The 15,015-nt window shown below is 72.4% G+C and carries 18 protein-coding genes; 10 read left to right on the top strand and 8 right to left on the bottom strand.

Annotated features, from left to right (window positions below; translation table 11 throughout):
- Positions 1 to 53: 53 nt before the first annotated feature.
- The 3 genes from ABZ340_RS01340 to ABZ340_RS01330 are packed head-to-tail and all read right to left on the bottom strand — an operon-like array spanning position 54 to position 2,566.
- A complete protein-coding gene (locus ABZ340_RS01340) occupies positions 54 to 1,382 on the bottom strand; it encodes a hypothetical protein (protein ID WP_358779665.1) in 1,329 nt (442 codons plus the stop codon).
- A 7-nt stretch (positions 1,383 to 1,389) separates the two neighbouring features.
- Complete coding sequence (locus ABZ340_RS01335) at positions 1,390 to 1,644, bottom strand: MoaD/ThiS family protein (protein ID WP_358779664.1); 255 nt, start codon at positions 1,642 to 1,644, stop codon at positions 1,390 to 1,392.
- Positions 1,645 to 1,681: 37 nt separating this feature from the next.
- A complete protein-coding gene (locus tag ABZ340_RS01330) occupies positions 1,682 to 2,566 on the bottom strand; it encodes an alpha/beta fold hydrolase (RefSeq protein ID WP_358779663.1) in 885 nt (294 codons plus the stop codon).
- A gap of 343 nt (positions 2,567 to 2,909) precedes the next feature.
- Between ABZ340_RS01330 and ABZ340_RS01325 the strand changes: the two genes are divergently transcribed.
- The 5 genes from ABZ340_RS01325 to ABZ340_RS01305 all read left to right on the top strand — a co-directional run bounded on the left by ABZ340_RS01325 (position 2,910) and on the right by ABZ340_RS01305 (position 8,357).
- Positions 2,910 to 3,701 carry a response regulator transcription factor gene (locus ABZ340_RS01325; RefSeq protein ID WP_358779662.1) on the top strand — a complete coding sequence of 264 codons (792 nt, stop codon included), beginning with the start codon at positions 2,910 to 2,912 and terminating at the stop codon, positions 3,699 to 3,701.
- Between the two features lie 74 nt (positions 3,702 to 3,775).
- On the top strand, positions 3,776 to 4,798 hold the full coding sequence (locus ABZ340_RS01320) for a LacI family DNA-binding transcriptional regulator (protein WP_358779661.1): 1,023 nt from the start codon (positions 3,776 to 3,778) through the stop codon (positions 4,796 to 4,798).
- A 123-nt stretch (positions 4,799 to 4,921) separates the two neighbouring features.
- The gene (locus ABZ340_RS01315) at positions 4,922 to 5,983 is read left to right on the top strand and encodes a trypsin-like peptidase domain-containing protein (protein ID WP_358779660.1); all 1,062 of its coding nucleotides are present in this window, start codon (positions 4,922 to 4,924) and stop codon (positions 5,981 to 5,983) included.
- 215 nt (positions 5,984 to 6,198) lie between these two features.
- Complete coding sequence (locus tag ABZ340_RS01310) at positions 6,199 to 6,936, top strand: response regulator transcription factor (RefSeq protein ID WP_358779659.1); 738 nt, start codon at positions 6,199 to 6,201, stop codon at positions 6,934 to 6,936.
- The gene (locus ABZ340_RS01305; RefSeq protein ID WP_358779658.1) at positions 6,933 to 8,357 is read left to right on the top strand and encodes a HAMP domain-containing sensor histidine kinase; all 1,425 of its coding nucleotides are present in this window, start codon (positions 6,933 to 6,935) and stop codon (positions 8,355 to 8,357) included. Before ABZ340_RS01310 ends, ABZ340_RS01305 begins: the two co-directional genes overlap by 4 nt.
- A 13-nt stretch (positions 8,358 to 8,370) precedes the next feature.
- Here ABZ340_RS01305 and ABZ340_RS01300 read toward each other — a convergent pair whose 3' ends face one another.
- The 3 genes from ABZ340_RS01300 to ABZ340_RS01290 are packed head-to-tail and all read right to left on the bottom strand — an operon-like array spanning position 8,371 to position 9,605.
- Entirely contained in the window at positions 8,371 to 8,568 is a 198-nt protein-coding gene (locus ABZ340_RS01300) for a DUF397 domain-containing protein (RefSeq protein WP_358779657.1), read from the bottom strand.
- Between the two features lie 18 nt (positions 8,569 to 8,586).
- The gene (locus ABZ340_RS01295; protein WP_358779656.1) at positions 8,587 to 8,784 is read right to left on the bottom strand and encodes a DUF397 domain-containing protein; all 198 of its coding nucleotides are present in this window, start codon (positions 8,782 to 8,784) and stop codon (positions 8,587 to 8,589) included.
- Complete coding sequence (locus tag ABZ340_RS01290) at positions 8,781 to 9,605, bottom strand: helix-turn-helix transcriptional regulator (protein ID WP_358779655.1); 825 nt, start codon at positions 9,603 to 9,605, stop codon at positions 8,781 to 8,783. The genes ABZ340_RS01295 and ABZ340_RS01290 overlap by 4 nt, the downstream gene beginning before the upstream one ends.
- 136 nt (positions 9,606 to 9,741) lie before the next feature.
- Between ABZ340_RS01290 and ABZ340_RS01285 the strand changes: the two genes are divergently transcribed.
- Positions 9,742 to 9,966 (top strand): hypothetical protein, encoded by a 225-nt coding sequence (locus ABZ340_RS01285; RefSeq protein ID WP_358779654.1) that lies wholly within the window; start codon positions 9,742 to 9,744, stop codon positions 9,964 to 9,966.
- Entirely contained in the window at positions 9,963 to 10,244 is a 282-nt protein-coding gene (locus ABZ340_RS01280) for a hypothetical protein (RefSeq protein ID WP_358779653.1), read from the top strand. The genes ABZ340_RS01285 and ABZ340_RS01280 overlap by 4 nt, the downstream gene beginning before the upstream one ends.
- Positions 10,245 to 10,265: 21 nt before the next feature.
- Here the strand turns inward: ABZ340_RS01280 and ABZ340_RS01275 are convergent, their stop codons facing one another.
- Entirely contained in the window at positions 10,266 to 10,613 is a 348-nt protein-coding gene (locus ABZ340_RS01275) for a DUF6281 family protein (protein ID WP_358779652.1), read from the bottom strand.
- Positions 10,614 to 10,737: 124 nt separating this feature from the next.
- Between ABZ340_RS01275 and ABZ340_RS01270 the strand changes: the two genes are divergently transcribed.
- Positions 10,738 to 12,807: a pectinesterase family protein gene (locus ABZ340_RS01270; protein WP_358779651.1), complete on the top strand. Its 2,070-nt coding sequence runs from the start codon at positions 10,738 to 10,740 to the stop codon at positions 12,805 to 12,807.
- Between the two features lie 76 nt (positions 12,808 to 12,883).
- Here ABZ340_RS01270 and ABZ340_RS01265 read toward each other — a convergent pair whose 3' ends face one another.
- Positions 12,884 to 13,630 (bottom strand): helix-turn-helix domain-containing protein, encoded by a 747-nt coding sequence (locus ABZ340_RS01265; protein WP_358779650.1) that lies wholly within the window; start codon positions 13,628 to 13,630, stop codon positions 12,884 to 12,886.
- Between the two features lie 243 nt (positions 13,631 to 13,873).
- Here ABZ340_RS01265 and ABZ340_RS01260 point away from each other — a divergent pair, with 243 nt between their 5' ends.
- Together ABZ340_RS01260 and ABZ340_RS01255 are read left to right on the top strand one after the other, a co-directional pair.
- On the top strand, positions 13,874 to 14,545 hold the full coding sequence (locus ABZ340_RS01260; RefSeq protein WP_358779649.1) for a DUF4097 family beta strand repeat-containing protein: 672 nt from the start codon (positions 13,874 to 13,876) through the stop codon (positions 14,543 to 14,545).
- Positions 14,546 to 14,580: 35 nt separating this feature from the next.
- Positions 14,581 to 15,015, top strand: a 435-nt coding sequence (locus ABZ340_RS01255; RefSeq protein WP_358779648.1) for an ATP-binding cassette domain-containing protein, incomplete at its 3' end; no start/stop codon positions are given.

The following is a 15,015-nucleotide window of genomic DNA, read 5'->3' as shown; positions in this document are numbered from 1 at the left end:
GGCCACCCCTTGGCCGCCTCCTGTCCGCCCCTTGGCCGCCCCTTGGCCGTCCGTCAGCCGAGGGCCCGCCCCAGCAGGTACACGGCCGGAGCCGCCGCCGCCAGCGGCAGGGCCACTCCGGCGGTGAAGTGCACGAAACGGGACGGGTAGTCGTAACTCGCCGCCCGGTGGCCAACCAGCGCGCACACCGCCGCGCCCGCCCCGAGCAGCGCCCCCGGCGCCCCGATGCCCGTCATCTCGCCGGCCGCGATCCCGGCGCCGGCCGCGGCCAGCAGCGAGACGGCCACCGAGGCGGGTGTGGGCAGCGGCAGCGCCCGTGCCACGGCGGCCACCGCCACCGCGACCGCGCCGACCGTGACCGCGTCCCCGTCGGCCGCGAGGTACCCGCCCGCGACGATGGCCAGCGCCGACGCGGCGACGGTCGCCATCAGGCCGTACATCCGCTCGTCCGGGTCGGCGTGCGAGCGCAGTTGCAGGACGAGGGCGAGCAGCACCCACACCCCGAGCGTGCCGAGGATCGCCGCCGGAAAGCGGTCCGCCGCCAGCAGCGCCGCGTCCGCGACGAGCGCGCCCAGGAAGCCGAGCGCGATGCCCTGCCGGGCGGGCCACATGCCGTTCAGCCGGAACCAGCCCGCCGCGGTGACGGCCTGGAGCACGACGAGCGGGACGAGCAGGGCGTACGTGCCGACCGCCGCCGCGCCGGCCAGCAGCAGGCCGAGCAGCGCGGTGAGCGCCGCCGGCTGCATCCCCGGCTCGATGATCGGCGACCGGCCCTCGGCCCGGGCCCGCTGCGCGTCGGTGATCCGCGCGTTGCCGCCGAGGGTCGCCGGGCCGTAGTCGGAGACCGGGACGGGGGCGGGGTCAGGGGCGGGAGCGGGGGTGGGGGTAGGGGCGGGGGAGGTCGGTGGGGCGTAGGCGCCGTGGGCCTGGTCCTGCGCCGGGTGCGGTTGCGGTTCGTACGCCTGCGGTTGCGGTTCGTACGCCTGCGGTTGCGGTTCGTACGGCTGCGGCTGCGGTTCGTACGGCTGCGGCTGCGGCTCGTACGGCTGGTGTGTCTGCGGCTGCTGCCGGTAGGGCTGGGCCTGGGGCCGGTGGTGGCCGTGGTACGCCTGGGCGCCGTGCGCAGTCCCTGCCGGTTCCTGGTGGCCCTGCGGCGGCAGATACGCCGTCTCCTCCACGGAGACCGGCGGCTGGAGCTGCGTCTCCCACGTCTGCCCCTGCCACTGCTGGGTGTGCTCGGCGGCGTACGGGTCGTCGTACGCCTGCTGTCCCGGCCAGGCGGCCTGCGGCGGGGCGGGCTGCTGCTGCCGCCGGTACGGGTCCTGCGCCCCGTACCCCTCGTACGGCTGGTCGTACGGATGGTCGTACGGCTGGTTCGTCATCGGTCGGTCACCCTCCTGCGAACGGCGGGAGCACCTCGACCGTGCCGCCGTCGGCCAGCCGTACCGTCTCGTGCGCGCGGGTGCCCACGGGGTCGCCGTCGACCAGGAACGAGCAGCGCAGCAGCACGCGCGAGAGTTCGCCGGGGTGCCGTTCGCGCACCGCGTCGAGCGCCTCGGCGAGCGTGGCCGCCTCGTACGGCTCCTCGGCCGTCCCGGCCGCGGCCTTCGCGGCGGCCCAGTAGCGCACCGTGACCTTTGCCATCTGGATCCTTAGTCGATCGGCAGTGAACACGGCCAGGCTAGCCCGCCCGGGCGACGGCCCAGTCCCCGATCCGGCGCAGCAGGTCCTCGCCGCAGGCGTGCTCGGCGTGGCCCATGCCGGGCTCCAGCCACAGTTCGCCGTGGTCGCCGGCGGCCTCGGCCAGCATGCGCGGGTGGTCGACGGGGAAGTAGGGGTCCCGGTCGCCGTGGACGACGAGCAGCGGCACCGGGGCGATCCGCGGCACCGCCTCCACCGGCGACAGCGGCACCGGGTCCCAGTCCCGGTGGTGGATGCGGGTGCGGAAGCCGTAGCGGCCCACGACCCGGCCCGCCGGGCGGGTCACCAGCCAGTGCAGCCGGCGCATGGGGGCGGTGCCCCGGTAGTACCAGCGGGCGGGCGCGCTCACCGCCACCACCGCGTCCGTGCGGGCCGGACCGGCGTCGCCGCCGTCCTCGTCGCCCGCGCCGCTCCCGCCGTCCCCTCCGTACAGCGCCGCGTGCCGCAGGACCACCGAGCCGCCCATGGAGAAGCCGACGGTGACCACGCGCGCGTGCCCGAGGTCACGCGCCCAGGCGACCGCCGCCGCCAGGTCGTACACCTCCCGGTCGCCGACCGTGGAGCGCCCGCCGGAGGCGCCGTGGCCCCGGAAGGAGAAGGTGACGACGGCGCCGTGGCGGGCGAGCGCGGACGCGATGCGGCGGACGTGCGGGCGGTCCGCGTCACCGGTGAAGCCGTGCGCCACCACGAACACCGGGGCGCGTGCTCCCGCCGTGCCGTGCGCCGCCGCACCCGGTGCGTACGCGGCGTCGATCCGCACGCCGTCGGCCGTGCGCAGGAACGTCCGCGCCGGTTCCCGGCGGGGTGTCTCGGCATACGGACGAAAGGCGGAACGCGCCACATGACCTGACCGACCGGAGCTCATGTCGGCTATTCTGCTGCGCAGAGGATCCGGGCAACGTAGCCCCCGGATCCTTTTGTGCTTTCGGGAGCGTTGTATACGACGCGGGAAACCGCAGGTGTACGGGCCGTCGGACGCATAGCGGTTCCCAGGGGGCGCGGGGCCGCACCGTACAGAGCAGTACGTATCAGTACGTAGCAGTACGTAGCAGTGCAGAGCAGTACGAAGCAGTGCCGCAAACGTCCTCGCAGGGACCGAGGAGGAACCAAGACGTTATGGGCGAGCGAACCGTGCACGAACATGTGACGACCCAGGCATGGGGAGACCCCCTGCTCGAGCGGGACCGAGAGCTTGGGGGAGTGGCGCGATGAGCTCCCTGCTGCTGCTGACCAACGCCCTCCAGCCGTCGACGGAGGTGCTTCCCGCCCTCGGCCTGCTGCTGCACAACGTGCGGGTGGCCCCGGCGGAGGGCCCCGCCCTCATCGACACCCCCGGCGCCGACGTGATCCTCGTCGACGGCCGCCGGGACCTCCCCCAGGTGCGCAGCCTGTGCCAGCTGCTGCGCTCGACCGGCCCCGGCTGCCCGCTGCTCCTCGTCGTCACCGAGGGCGGCCTCGCCGCCGTCACCGCCGACTGGGGCATCGACGACGTGCTGCTGGACACCGCCGGCCCGGCGGAGGTCGAGGCCCGGCTGCGGCTGGCCATGGGCCGCCAGCAGATCGTCGCCGACGACTCCCCCATGGAGATCCGCAACGGCGACCTGTCGGTGGACGAGGCGACGTACTCCGCCAAGCTCAAGGGCCGGGTCCTGGACCTGACCTTCAAGGAGTTCGAGCTGCTGAAGTACCTCGCCCAGCACCCGGGCCGCGTCTTCACCCGCGCCCAGCTCCTCCAGGAGGTCTGGGGCTACGACTACTTCGGCGGCACCCGCACGGTCGACGTCCACGTACGGCGGCTGCGCGCCAAGCTCGGCCCCGAGCACGAGTCGCTGATCGGCACCGTCCGCAACGTCGGCTACCGGTTCGTCACGCCCGAGAAGCCGGAGAAGCCGGCCCGGGCCGCGGAGGAGACCGGCGCCAAGGACACCGGGCGGGCAAAGCGGGGCGAGTCGGGCACTTCGCCCGTCCCGGCCGCCGCCGAGGCCCGGGCGGAGGCGTAGCGGCGGGGCGCGGCCCGCGTCACGCGAGCCGATACGCCCTGCCCAGAAGGGGTCCATCCGCGTAGACTCCGCGCGTGGCCAAGGTGACTCGGGATGATGTGGCGCGGCTGGCAGGGACCTCCACTGCCGTCGTCAGCTATGTCATCAACAACGGACCCCGGCCGGTCGCCCCGGCCACGCGGGAGCGCGTGCTCGCCGCGATCAAGGAACTGGGGTACCGGCCCGACCGGGTGGCCCAGGCGATGGCGTCCCGGCGTACGGATCTCATAGGCCTGATCATCCCGGACGCCCGCCAGCCCTTCTTCGGGGAGATGGCGCACGCGGTGGAGCAGGCCGCCTCCGAGCGCGGGAAGATGGTGCTGGTCGGCAACACCGACTACATCGGCGAGCGCGAGGTCCACTACCTGCGGGCGTTCCTCGGGATGCGCGTCTCGGGCCTGATCCTCGTCAGCCACGCGCTGAACGATCTGGCCGCCGCCGAGATCGACGCCTGGGACGCCCGCGTGGTGCTGCTGCACGAACGCCCCGAGGCCATGGACGACGTCGCCGTCGTCACCGACGACCTGGGCGGCGCCCAGCTCGCCGTGCGCCACCTGCTGGAGCACGGCCACCCCTACGTCGCCTGCATGGGCGGCACGGCCGAGACCCCCGCCGTCGGCGACCCCGTCTCCGACCACGTCGAGGGGTGGCGGCGCGCGATGCGGGAGGCCGGCCTGTCCACCGAGGGGCGGCTCTTCGAAGCGCCGTACAACCGGTACGACGCCTATCAGATCGCGCTGGGCATCCTGTCCGGGCCCGACCGCCCGCCCGCGATCTTCTGCTCCACCGACGATCAGGCGATCGGCCTGCTGCGCGCGGCGCGCGAGCTGCGCATCGACGTGCCGGGCGAGCTGGCGGTGGCCGGGTTCGACGACATCAAGGAGGCGGCGCTGGCCGACCCGCCGCTGACGACGGTCGCCTCCGACCGCTCGGCGATGGCGCGGGCCGCCGTCGACCTGGTCCTCGACGACGGGCTGCGGGTGGCGGGCTCCCGGCGGGAGCGGCTGAAGGTGTTCCCGTCGCGGCTGGTGGTGCGCCACTCCTGCGGCTGCCGGTAGGCGGAGCCGCGGAGTCCCGCGCCCAGGCCGCGGGAGCGGCTTTATATCGGGCATACGAGGTTCTGCCGGGCTTCTCAGGTGGCACTCAGGCGGCTCTCATGATCGGCCGTGATGCTCGTGGACATGACCGAGAGCTTCCGCCGCAGCGGCGAGTACGAGAGCCCGGACCCCGGCCGGGGCGAGACCCCGTACCAGGGCGATGCGCAGTACGTTGACTCTCCCGTGAACCCCGAGTGGCCGCCCCCGCCCGCGCAGCCTCCGGTCCCGCCGGCCGGCGTGCCGACCGCCGGTGCCACCGCCGGTGCCACCGCCGGGGAGCCCGCGCGCAGGCGGGTCCGGCGCGGTCCGGTCGCGCTGTTCGCGGCCGTGGCGATCGTCGCGGCGGCCGTCGGCGGCGGCACCGCGTACGGCATCCAGGAGCTCACCGGCAGCGACACGGTCGCCGCGAGCTCCGCCGGCACCACCGCCGTCCCGGCCGCGCAGAAGGGCACGGTTGCCGGGGTCGCCCAGGCGGTCAGCCCCAGCATCGTCGAGATCGGCGCCACCACGCGCGCCGGTTCCTCCACCGGCTCCGGCGTGATCATCACGAGCGACGGCGAGATCGTCACCAACAACCACGTCGTCTCCGGCGCCTCCTCGGTCACCGTGACGACCAGCGACGGCAAGAAGTACACCGCCGAGGTCGTGGGCACCGACAGCGCCAAGGACCTGGCGCTGATCAAGCTGAAGGGCGCCTCCGGTCTGCCGGCGGCCACCCTCGGCGACTCCGGCGGCCTGCGGGTCGGCGACCAGGTCGTGGCGATCGGCTCCCCCGAGGGGCTGACCGGCACCGTCACCAGCGGCATCGTCTCCGCCCTGGACCGGGACGTGACCGTGCCGACCGACGAGGGGCAGCAGCAGCCGGACGGCGGCTGGCCGTTCGAGTTCGGCGGCCGGCAGTTCAACGGCGACACCGGGTCGTCCACGACGACGTACAAGGCGATCCAGACCGACGCCTCCCTCAACCCGGGCAACTCCGGTGGCGCGCTGATCGACATGAACGGCCGCATCGTCGGCATCAACTCCGCGATGTACTCGGCGGCCGGCTCGTCCGCCGACGCGGGCAGCGTCGGCCTCGGCTTCGCCATCCCGATCGACACCGTCAAGGCCGACCTGGCCAAGCTGCGGGCGGGCGCGCACGACTGAGGACGGTCACCTGCACGGCACCGGCGCGGACGTGCGACGCTGAAGGCGTCGACAACCTGACAGCACTGGCAGCACTGGCAGCACCGACAGGTCTGGCAAGACTGGCAGGTCTGGCAAGACTGACAGGTCTGACAGGTCTGACAGCCCTGGCAACCCGTACGCACCCGCGTCCGTACCCGTCCCGTACCCGACCGCACCCGAGGATCCGTACACCCATGAGTCCCGCAGACGGCGACCGTGACCCCCAGCGCATCCTGATCGTCGACGACGAGCCGGCGGTGCGCGAAGCACTCCAGCGCAGCCTCGCCTTCGAGGGGTACGACACCGAGGTCGCCGCCGACGGCGCCGACGCCCTGGCGAAGGCGGCGGCCTACCGGCCCGACCTGGTCGTCCTCGACATCCAGATGCCCCGCATGGACGGCCTGACCGCCGCCCGCCGCATCCGCGCCGCCGGCGACACCACCCCGATCCTGATGCTGACCGCCCGCGACACGGTCGGCGACCGGGTGACCGGGCTGGACGCGGGCGCCGACGACTACCTGGTCAAGCCGTTCGAGCTGGACGAGCTGTTCGCCCGGATCCGGGCGCTGCTGCGCCGCAGCTCCTACGCGGCGGCCGTGGCGGCGGCCTCCGCCGAGGAGGAGGACGTCCTCGCCTTCGCCGACCTGCGCATGAACCTGGCGACCCGCGAGGTGACCCGGGGCGGGCGGCCGGTGGAGCTGACCCGCACCGAGTTCACGCTGCTGGAGATGTTCCTGGCGCACCCGCGCCAGGTCCTCACCCGGGAGCAGATCCTGAAGGCGGTGTGGGGCTTCGACTTCGAGCCGTCGTCCAACTCGCTGGACGTGTACGTGATGTACCTGCGCCGCAAGACCGAGGCCGGCGGTGAGCCCCGCCTGGTCCACACGGTCCGGGGCGTCGGCTACGTGCTGCGGCAGGGCGGCGCCGAGTGATCAAGCGGTACCGTGCCCTGCCCCTGCGCTCGCGGCTGGCCCTGCTGGTGGCGGCGGCGGTGGCGCTCGCGGTCGCGGCGGCGGCCGTGGCGTGCTGGTTCGTGGTGAAGAACGTCCTGATGAACTCGCTGGACGACGCGTTGCGGGCCAACCGCATGAGCTTCCAGCAGGTGACGCGCTACGTCGATCTGCCCACCGGCCTGTGCGCCCACGAGGCCACCGCGCAGGAGCCGAACCTGTTCGGCTCGACAGTGCAGCTGGTGGACCGGCAGGGGCAGAGCTGCCTCATCATCGGCACGGAGAAGGTCGCGCTCACCGACGCCGACCACGACGTGGCCGAGGGCACCTCCCCCGACGTCCTGCACAACGCCACCGCCTCCGACGGCACCCGGTACCGCGCCTTCACCTACACCGTGCCGGGCCTGTCCGGCGTCGCCGTGTCCGCCGCGCGGCCCCTGGACGAGGTGAACGGCTCCCTGCGCAGCCTCGCGCTGGTGCTCGTCTTCGTCGCGGGCGCCGGGGTCGTCGGCGCGGGCGCCGCCGGGTTGTGGGTGGCCCGCGCCGGGCTGCGCCCCGTGGACGAGCTGACCCGCGCCGTGGAGCACGTGGCCCGCACCGAGGACCTCACCGTCCGCATCCCCGTCGAGGACGGCGACGAGGACGAGATCGCCCGGCTGTCCCGCTCCTTCAACTCGATGACGTCCGCCCTGGCCAGCTCCCGCGAGCTCCAGCAGCAGCTCATCGCCGACGCCGGGCACGAACTGCGCACCCCGCTCACCTCCCTGCGCACCAACATCGAACTCCTCACCCGCAGCGAGGAGACCGGCCGCCCGATCCCGGAAGCCGATCGCAAGGCGCTCCTGGCCTCGGTGAAGGCGCAGGTCACGGAGTTGGCCGCGCTCATCGGCGACCTCCAGGAGCTCTCCCGCCCCGAGCAGGACCAGCACACCGGCGCCAAGACCCGGATCGTCGCCTGGCACGACGTCGTCGAGTCCGCCCTGCGCCGCGCCCGGCTGCGCGGCCCGGAGCTGACGATCACGGCCGACGTACGGCCGTGGTACGTCCGCGCGGAACCGGCCGCGCTGGAGCGCGCGGTGGTCAACGTCCTGGACAACGCGGTGAAGTTCAGCCCCCAGGGCGGCACGATCGAGGTGCGGCTCGCCGACGGCGTCCTCACCGTCCGCGACCACGGGCCCGGCATCGCCGCCGACGAACTCCCCCGCGTCTTCGACCGGTTCTGGCGCTCCCCCTCCGCCCGCGCCCTGCCCGGCTCCGGCCTCGGCCTGTCGATCGTCGCCCGTACGGTGCAGCAGGCGGGCGGCGAGGTGCGGCTGGACCCGGCTCAGGGCGGCGGCACGATCGCCACGATCCGGCTGCCGGGGGCGCCGACGCCGCCGCCGGAGGAACCGCCGTCGGCTTGAGGGGGGTTCCCCGTCAGCCCTTGACGCCCGCCAGGAACGACGTCCAGGAGCCGGTGCCGAACACGATCACCGGCCCCGCCGACAGCTTGCTGTCCCGGACCGGGACTACGCCGGGGCAGTTTTCCGCGACCTCGACGCAGTTGTTGTCTCCCCCGTCGCTGTAGGACGACTTGCGCCATGCGGCGGTGGTGAGGTCAGAAGCTCGGTTCATGGGTACGCACCCCCTCCATCAGCCCTTGACGCCCGCCAGGAACGACGTCCAGGAGCCGGCGCCGAACACGATGACCGGTCCCGCAGAGAGCTTGCTGTCGCGGACCGGGACTACGCCTGGGCAGTTGTCGGCGACTTCGACGCAGTCGTTGTCTCCCCCTTCGCTGTAGCTCGACTTGCGCCACACGGCCGTGCTGAGATCGGGGATGCCCGTCATGATCTGTGCTCCTCCAGTACGTCCCTGATGAACGCGAGCGAGTCCGACGGGGACAGCGCCAGGTCGCGGAGCCGATCGTAGGACAATCGCTGCCGAAGAACCTCGTGCGGATCCTCGATCAAGCGGCTGCAACCGTTGCCTTCCTTGTAGGCAACAGCGCCTCCGTCGCTCTGCCAGAGCAGCGTCAAGGACCCGTTCATATGGTGGTGCGCTCCCGCCGAGAACGGCAGTACTTGGAGCGCCACGTTGGGCCATAGCGCGACAGCCTCAAGATGCAGCAGCTGGTCCTGCCAGATCTTGCCGCGGGCAGCGGGACGTCGGAGTGCGACCTCGTCCATGATGATCCGGACCTCGGGTTCCGGCTTCTGCTTCAGCAGGTACTGACGCCCGAGCCGTGCCGCCACCTGCTCCTCGACAGCCTCCTCACCGTCAGCCGTTGTCTGAGCGCCAGACAACACCCCCCGAGCGAAGTCCTCGGTCTGCAGAAGCCCCGGAATGCCCGGCGAGAACTTCCACATGATCCGCGCCGTCGTCTCCAGCGCCATGAACTCCTTGTACTGGTCCTTGAACGCATCCAGCCGAGCCGCCTTCCAGTGGCTCAACAGCAGGTCACCGGTGCCGTAGTACTCGTCCAGGTCCTCCATGACCGTCACCTTGGACAGCCGCTCGCCCGACTCCAGGCGGCTCAGGTAGCTCTTCTCGTACCCGGTCTCCTCGGCCAGCTGCCCCAGTGACTTCCCGGCCTTCTCCCGCAGGACCTTCAGCGTCTGCCCGAGCATCGCCCGCCCGGAAACCCGCTGCGCGTCAACCTTCTCGCCCACGTCACCCCTCCCCGTTGTCTGGGCGCCAGACAACGCCGAACCTCTTCCGCAGCGTACGCGCTATCCGTGACCATCGAGGCACGAACGGTAATCACCGCTCGTCAACCACCTCTGCTCACACTCGAAGGGCACCCCCATGCCTCTGCGCCTGCGCCTCGCCGCGCTCTGCGAGACCGTCCTGCTCGCCCTCGTACGGCTCCTGCTGCCCGCCGAGGGGCGCCACCGCGCCGCGGCACCGCCGTCGCCCCCGGCCCCGCCGCACTCTCCGCCCCCCGTCCTGGAGCCCGTCTGGCTCGACACCCCGCTGGTACGGCCCTACCTGCTCGCCCGCGAGGGGCACCCCGTGGAGGTGTCCGCATGAGGCTGCTCCCCTGGACGGGCGACGACGGCAAGCCCTGCTACCTCAGCAGCGACGATCCGCACAGCCCGCTCTCCCGGCTCGCCGACGACATCGAGGCCGCCCAACTGCGCTCCGCGGCGCAGGTGCTGGCAGGGGCCAGGGCCGTGCTCGGCGACGCCAAGGCCGGTGAGCGGGCCGTGCGGTTCGCGCTCGTCCGGACCGCCGAGTCCCTGGAGGACGTCCTGCGGGTCGCGGTCAGCCGGGGTGCCCGGTTGCCCGGCGACAGCGGGGAGCCGTGAGAACCGGGCGTGCCGGGGGTGTCAGGCGCCCTCCTCCGAGGCGGTCTGTGCGAAGACCAGGACCACATCGTCCGGCGACGTGCCCACCGCGATGGCCTTTCCGGGGTCCCGGCCCACCACCCGGAAGACCTTGACCGAGGTGGCGGTGCCGCCCGGCTCCCCGGCGTCCGGGGTGTCGTCGCAGGGCGGCAGGACCGCCGTACCGATGTGATCCGCCACCTCGAAGTCGACGCCGGCCCGGTCCGCGTACGTCCGCCCCTCGTACCGCACCAGGTAGGCGCAGGACGCCGCCGCGTCGCCCCCGTTCTCCCCCGCCGCGCATCCGGTGAGCGCGAGCAGCAGCACCACCGGTCCTCGTACGCCCTTCATCCGGGCCTCCTCTCGTCCCGACTCCGACGCCGGACCGGCCCCGTTCGTTCGGCCGCCGCGGCAACCCGCGCGCCACGCGTGGCGACTACCCGTCGACCATCCCCACGCACGGAACGGAACCCGCATGGATGAGACGACTCGTGGCAAACCCCGGCCCCGCAGGCGCGGGAAGACGACGGCACTCGCGGCCGGTGTCCCCCTGGCCCTGATCGCCGCAGGCGTGTTCGTCATCGGCGAGGGCGCGCAGCATCAGGCGGCAGCGGCCGAAGCGCCCGCGTGGGCGACGGCGACCGCCGACGGCTTCGCGTCCGTCGACTCCCTCGGCCAGGACGGCACGTATGGCGGGCGGGGCGGGCAGACCGTCACCGTCCGCACGCTCGCGGAGCTGGAGAAGTACGCGACCGCTCCCGAGCCGTACGTCATCGTCGTCGCGGGGACGATCACCATGAACCCCGTCGGCAAGGAGATCAAGGTCGCCTCGGACAAGACGATCATCGGCTCCGGCACCGCCGGGCACATCGTCGGCGGCGGTTTCTTCCTCGGCCCCGGCGTGCACAACGTGATCATCCGGAACCTGACGATCCGGGACTCGTACCAGGGCGTCTGGAACGACAAGGACCACGACTACGACGCGATCCAGATGGACGGCGCCCACCACGTCTGGATCGACCACAACGACCTGCGGCACATGGCGGACGGGCTCATCGACGTCCGCAAGGACAGCACGAACGTCACCGTGTCGTGGAACAAGCTGAGCGACAACAACAAGACGTTCGGCATCGGCTGGACCGAGAACACCGTCACCGACATCACGGTCCACCACAACTGGTTCCGCGAGACCGAGCAGCGCAACCCGTCCACGGACAACGCCGCCCACGCGCACCTCTACAACAACGTCCTGGAGGACGTCCCGGGGACCGCCATCACCACCTCCTACGGCAACTACGCGCGCGGGAAGACGAAGATGGTCCTGGAGAACTCCTGCTTCCAGGGCGTCGACAACCCCGTCATCAAGGACGCCACGGCGTCGGTCGTGCAGCGCGGCAACGTCTTCTCCGGCACCAGCGGACGCAACGAGAGCGGCGGTACGGCCTTCGACCCGAAGGCGTACTACGGCTACACCCTCGACGAGGCGGCGGACCTGCCCGCGCTGCTCAAGTCCGGTGCCGGGCCGCGCAGTTCCCTGGGGACCACGGCAACCTCCGCCGCAGCCGCAGCCGCAGACGCAGACGCCGCGGCCACCACCCTCACCGTCGCCAAGGACGGCTCCGGCCAGTACTCCACCGTCCAGGCCGCGGTGAACGCCGTCCCCGCGAACAACCCGGGCCGGGTCGTCATCGCGGTCGGGCCGGGCACGTACCGCGAGACGGTGAAGGTCCCCTCCAGCAAGCCGCACGTCACCATCCAGGGCACGGGCGCCAGCCGCAAGGACACCGTCATCGTCTACGACAACGCCTCCGGCACCCCCAAACCGGGCGGCGGCACCTACGGCACCGGCGGCAGCGCCACCGTCGCCGTCGAGGCGGACGACTTCCAGGCCCGCAACCTGACCATCGCCAACGACTTCGACGAGAAGGCCAACCAGCACATCTCCGGCCACCAGGCCGTCGCCCTGCGCACGGCGTCGGACAAGGTGTTCCTGGACTCGGTGATCGTCGAGGGCGACCAGGACACGCTTCTGCTCGACACGGCGGCCAAGGACCGGCTGGGCCGCGTCTACATGACCAATTCCTACGTCGTCGGCAACGTCGACTTCATCTTCGGCCGGGCCACCGCGGTGATCGACCGGTCCGTCATCACCCTGAAGAAGCGCTGGGACGGCACCTCCGCCGGCTATGTCACGGCCCCGAGCACGGCCGCCGGCCGCAAGGGCATCCTCATCGCCAACTCCACGGTGAACGGCGCCGTCTCGGACCGCACCTTCCACCTCGGCCGCCCCTGGCACGCGGGCGGCGATGCCACGCTGGACCCGCAGACCACGGTCCGCAACACCACCCTCAGCGCCGCGATCAAGACCGCGCCGTGGACCGACATGAGCGGCTTCTCCTGGAAGGACGACCGCTTCGCCGAGTACCGCAACACCGGTCCCGGCGCGGGCGCCGCGAGCGCCGACCGCCCGCAGCTGACCGACGCCCAGGCGGCGGACCAGGAGGTCCGGGACTGGCTGGGGGACTGGACGCCGACGGCTTCATGAGGCGCCGCCGGCCCTCCGGGGCGCGGTCGGAGCGGGGTTTCCGGGGCGGATTCCGTGCCCCGGGGACCCCGCTCCGTCATTCGGCCGGCTCGGCGGTGCCGCCCGGGGATGTCCCGGGTTTGGTGTGGAGGATGTCGCGGCCCTGCTCCGCGGCGCGGGCGGTGCTCTCGGAGACGTAGTCGAGGAAGCGGGCGATGTTCTCCAGGCGGGTGGCGGCCGGGGTGCCGGGGACGAGGACGCCGACGCCCTGCCGCGCGGTCTCGACGACGTGGACCAGGGAGCGGGCGCTGGCCATCATCGACTGGTACCAGACGTCGTCGTCGACGACGTAGCGCTCGCGGCGGCGTTCGTCGCGTTCCCGGCGGACGAGGCCCTGGCTGTCGAGGAACGTGATCGCTTTGGAGACGGACGCCGGGCTGACCTGGAGGCGCCGGGCGAGTTCGGACGCGGTGAGGTGGCCCGCGTCGGTGAGGGTGAGGCAGGCCATGACGCGGGCCATCATCTTGGGCATGCCCGAGGCCATGAAGACGGTGGCGAGCGTCTCCTCGTACGCGCGCACGGCCTCGGCGTCGCGTCCGTGGGGCTGCGGGGGCGCCTCCGAGCCCTGGGGCGCGGTCTGCCTGCGCCGGTGGGCGCGGCGTTCGGCGGCGTGATGGGCGAGGTCGGCGCGGTAGGCGGTGGGGCCGCCGTTGCGCATGACCTCGCGGGTGACGGTCGAGGTCGGGCGGTCGAGCCGTCGGGCGATTTCCGCGTAGGCGAGGCCGTCGGCCAGTCCCAGCGCGATCTGCTGGCGTTCCTGCTGGGTGAGTCTGCCTCCCGGCATCGCGGCCTCCTTCGTGGTCCGTGGTGACCCCACTATAGCGTTCGCTCACAATCCATTGCAACGAACCAGGGTGAGCTTGTTGCATTACCTCAGAAACCGTTGCAACGATTTCTGTGCTCTCACCTGCGCTTATAGCAATAGTTCGCAACAAGCATGTTGCCCCGCCTGGAAATGCAACGTAGCGTTTCCACTGTCAGAAACGACGGGCCGCAAGGGCCCGCCCCGCAGGACAAGGAGCACACGATGCAGAAGTTCGCCACCCCCGCCCCCGTCTCCGCCCGCTTCGACATCCCCGCCGGACACATCCGGTTCATCGCCGCCGACCGCACCGACACCACCGTCGAGGTCCTGCCCGCCAACCCCGCCAAGAGCCGCGACGTCAAGGCCGCCGAGCAGACCCAGGTCACCTACACCGACGGCGTCCTGCGCATCCACACCCCCGAGTCCAAGAACCAGCTCCTCGGCCCGTCCGGCACCCTCGAGGTCACCGTCCAGCTGCCCGCCGGCTCCCACGTCGAGGGCAAGGCCGCCGCCGCCGAACTCCGCGGCGTCGGACGCCTCGGCGACGTCACCTTCGAAGGCGCCCAGGCCACCGTCAAGCTCGACGAGACCGCGAGCGCCCACCTCACCACCCTCGCCGGCGACATCACCGTCGGCCGCCTGGGCGGCCCCGCCCGGATCAGCACCCAGAAGGGCGACCTGCGCATCACCGAGGCCGTGCACGGCACCGTCACCCTGCGCACCGAACAGGGCGACATCACCATCGGCGCCGCCCGCGGCACCTCCGCCACCCTCGACGCCGGCACCACCTACGGCCGCATCCACAACGCGCTCACCAACACCGACGGCCCCGACGCCGCCCTGGCCCTCCACGCCACCACCGCCCACGGCGACATCACCGCCCGCAGCCTGTGACCCCGTAAGCCCGCACAGACCGAGGAGCACCCCTCATGACCAGCTTGGCCATCGCGGCGAACGGGCTGCGCAAGTCCTACGGCGACAAGACCGTCCTCGACGGCGTCGACCTGGCCGTCCCGGAAGGAACGATCTTCTCCCTGCTCGGCCCGAACGGCGCCGGCAAGACCACCGCGGTGAAGATCCTCTCCACGCTCGTCACCGCCGACGCCGGCGACATCCGCATCGGCGGACACGACCTGGCCGCCGACCCGCAGGCCGTGCGTGCCGCGATCGGGGTCACCGGGCAGTTCTCCGCCGTCGACGGGCTGATCACCGGCGAGGAGAACATGCTGCTGATGGCGGACCTGCACCACCTGCCCCGGCGGGAGGGGTGGCGGGTGGCCGCCGGGCTGCTGGAGCGCTTCGGCCTGACCGAGGCCGCCAAGAAGCCCGCCTCCACCTACTCCGGCGGCATGAAGCGCCGCCTG

The organism is Streptomyces sp. NPDC006134 (assembly GCF_040628835.1).
GTDB lineage: Bacteria > Actinomycetota > Actinomycetes > Streptomycetales > Streptomycetaceae > Streptomyces.
This window is presented reverse-complemented; position numbering and strand designations above follow the sequence as displayed.

Bases quoted from the DNA above. Each gene is read 5' to 3' on its own strand.
- ABZ340_RS01340 (WP_358779665.1), bottom strand. From the start codon at position 1,382: ATGACGAACCAGCCGTACGACCATCCGTACGACCAGCCGTACGAGGGG.
- ABZ340_RS01335 (WP_358779664.1), bottom strand. From the start codon at position 1,644: ATGGCAAAGGTCACGGTGCGCTACTGGGCCGCCGCGAAGGCCGCGGCC.
- ABZ340_RS01330 (WP_358779663.1), bottom strand. From the start codon at position 2,566: ATGAGCTCCGGTCGGTCAGGTCATGTGGCGCGTTCCGCCTTTCGTCCG.
- ABZ340_RS01325 (WP_358779662.1), top strand. From the start codon at position 2,910: ATGAGCTCCCTGCTGCTGCTGACCAACGCCCTCCAGCCGTCGACGGAG.
- ABZ340_RS01315 (WP_358779660.1), top strand. From the start codon at position 4,922: ATGACCGAGAGCTTCCGCCGCAGCGGCGAGTACGAGAGCCCGGACCCC.
- ABZ340_RS01310 (WP_358779659.1), top strand. From the start codon at position 6,199: ATGAGTCCCGCAGACGGCGACCGTGACCCCCAGCGCATCCTGATCGTC.
- ABZ340_RS01300 (WP_358779657.1), bottom strand. From the start codon at position 8,568: ATGAACCGAGCTTCTGACCTCACCACCGCCGCATGGCGCAAGTCGTCC.
- ABZ340_RS01295 (WP_358779656.1), bottom strand. From the start codon at position 8,784: ATGACGGGCATCCCCGATCTCAGCACGGCCGTGTGGCGCAAGTCGAGC.
- ABZ340_RS01285 (WP_358779654.1), top strand. From the start codon at position 9,742: ATGCCTCTGCGCCTGCGCCTCGCCGCGCTCTGCGAGACCGTCCTGCTC.
- ABZ340_RS01280 (WP_358779653.1), top strand. From the start codon at position 9,963: ATGAGGCTGCTCCCCTGGACGGGCGACGACGGCAAGCCCTGCTACCTC.
- ABZ340_RS01275 (WP_358779652.1), bottom strand. From the start codon at position 10,613: ATGAAGGGCGTACGAGGACCGGTGGTGCTGCTGCTCGCGCTCACCGGA.
- ABZ340_RS01270 (WP_358779651.1), top strand. From the start codon at position 10,738: ATGGATGAGACGACTCGTGGCAAACCCCGGCCCCGCAGGCGCGGGAAG.
- ABZ340_RS01265 (WP_358779650.1), bottom strand. From the start codon at position 13,630: ATGCCGGGAGGCAGACTCACCCAGCAGGAACGCCAGCAGATCGCGCTG.
- ABZ340_RS01260 (WP_358779649.1), top strand. From the start codon at position 13,874: ATGCAGAAGTTCGCCACCCCCGCCCCCGTCTCCGCCCGCTTCGACATC.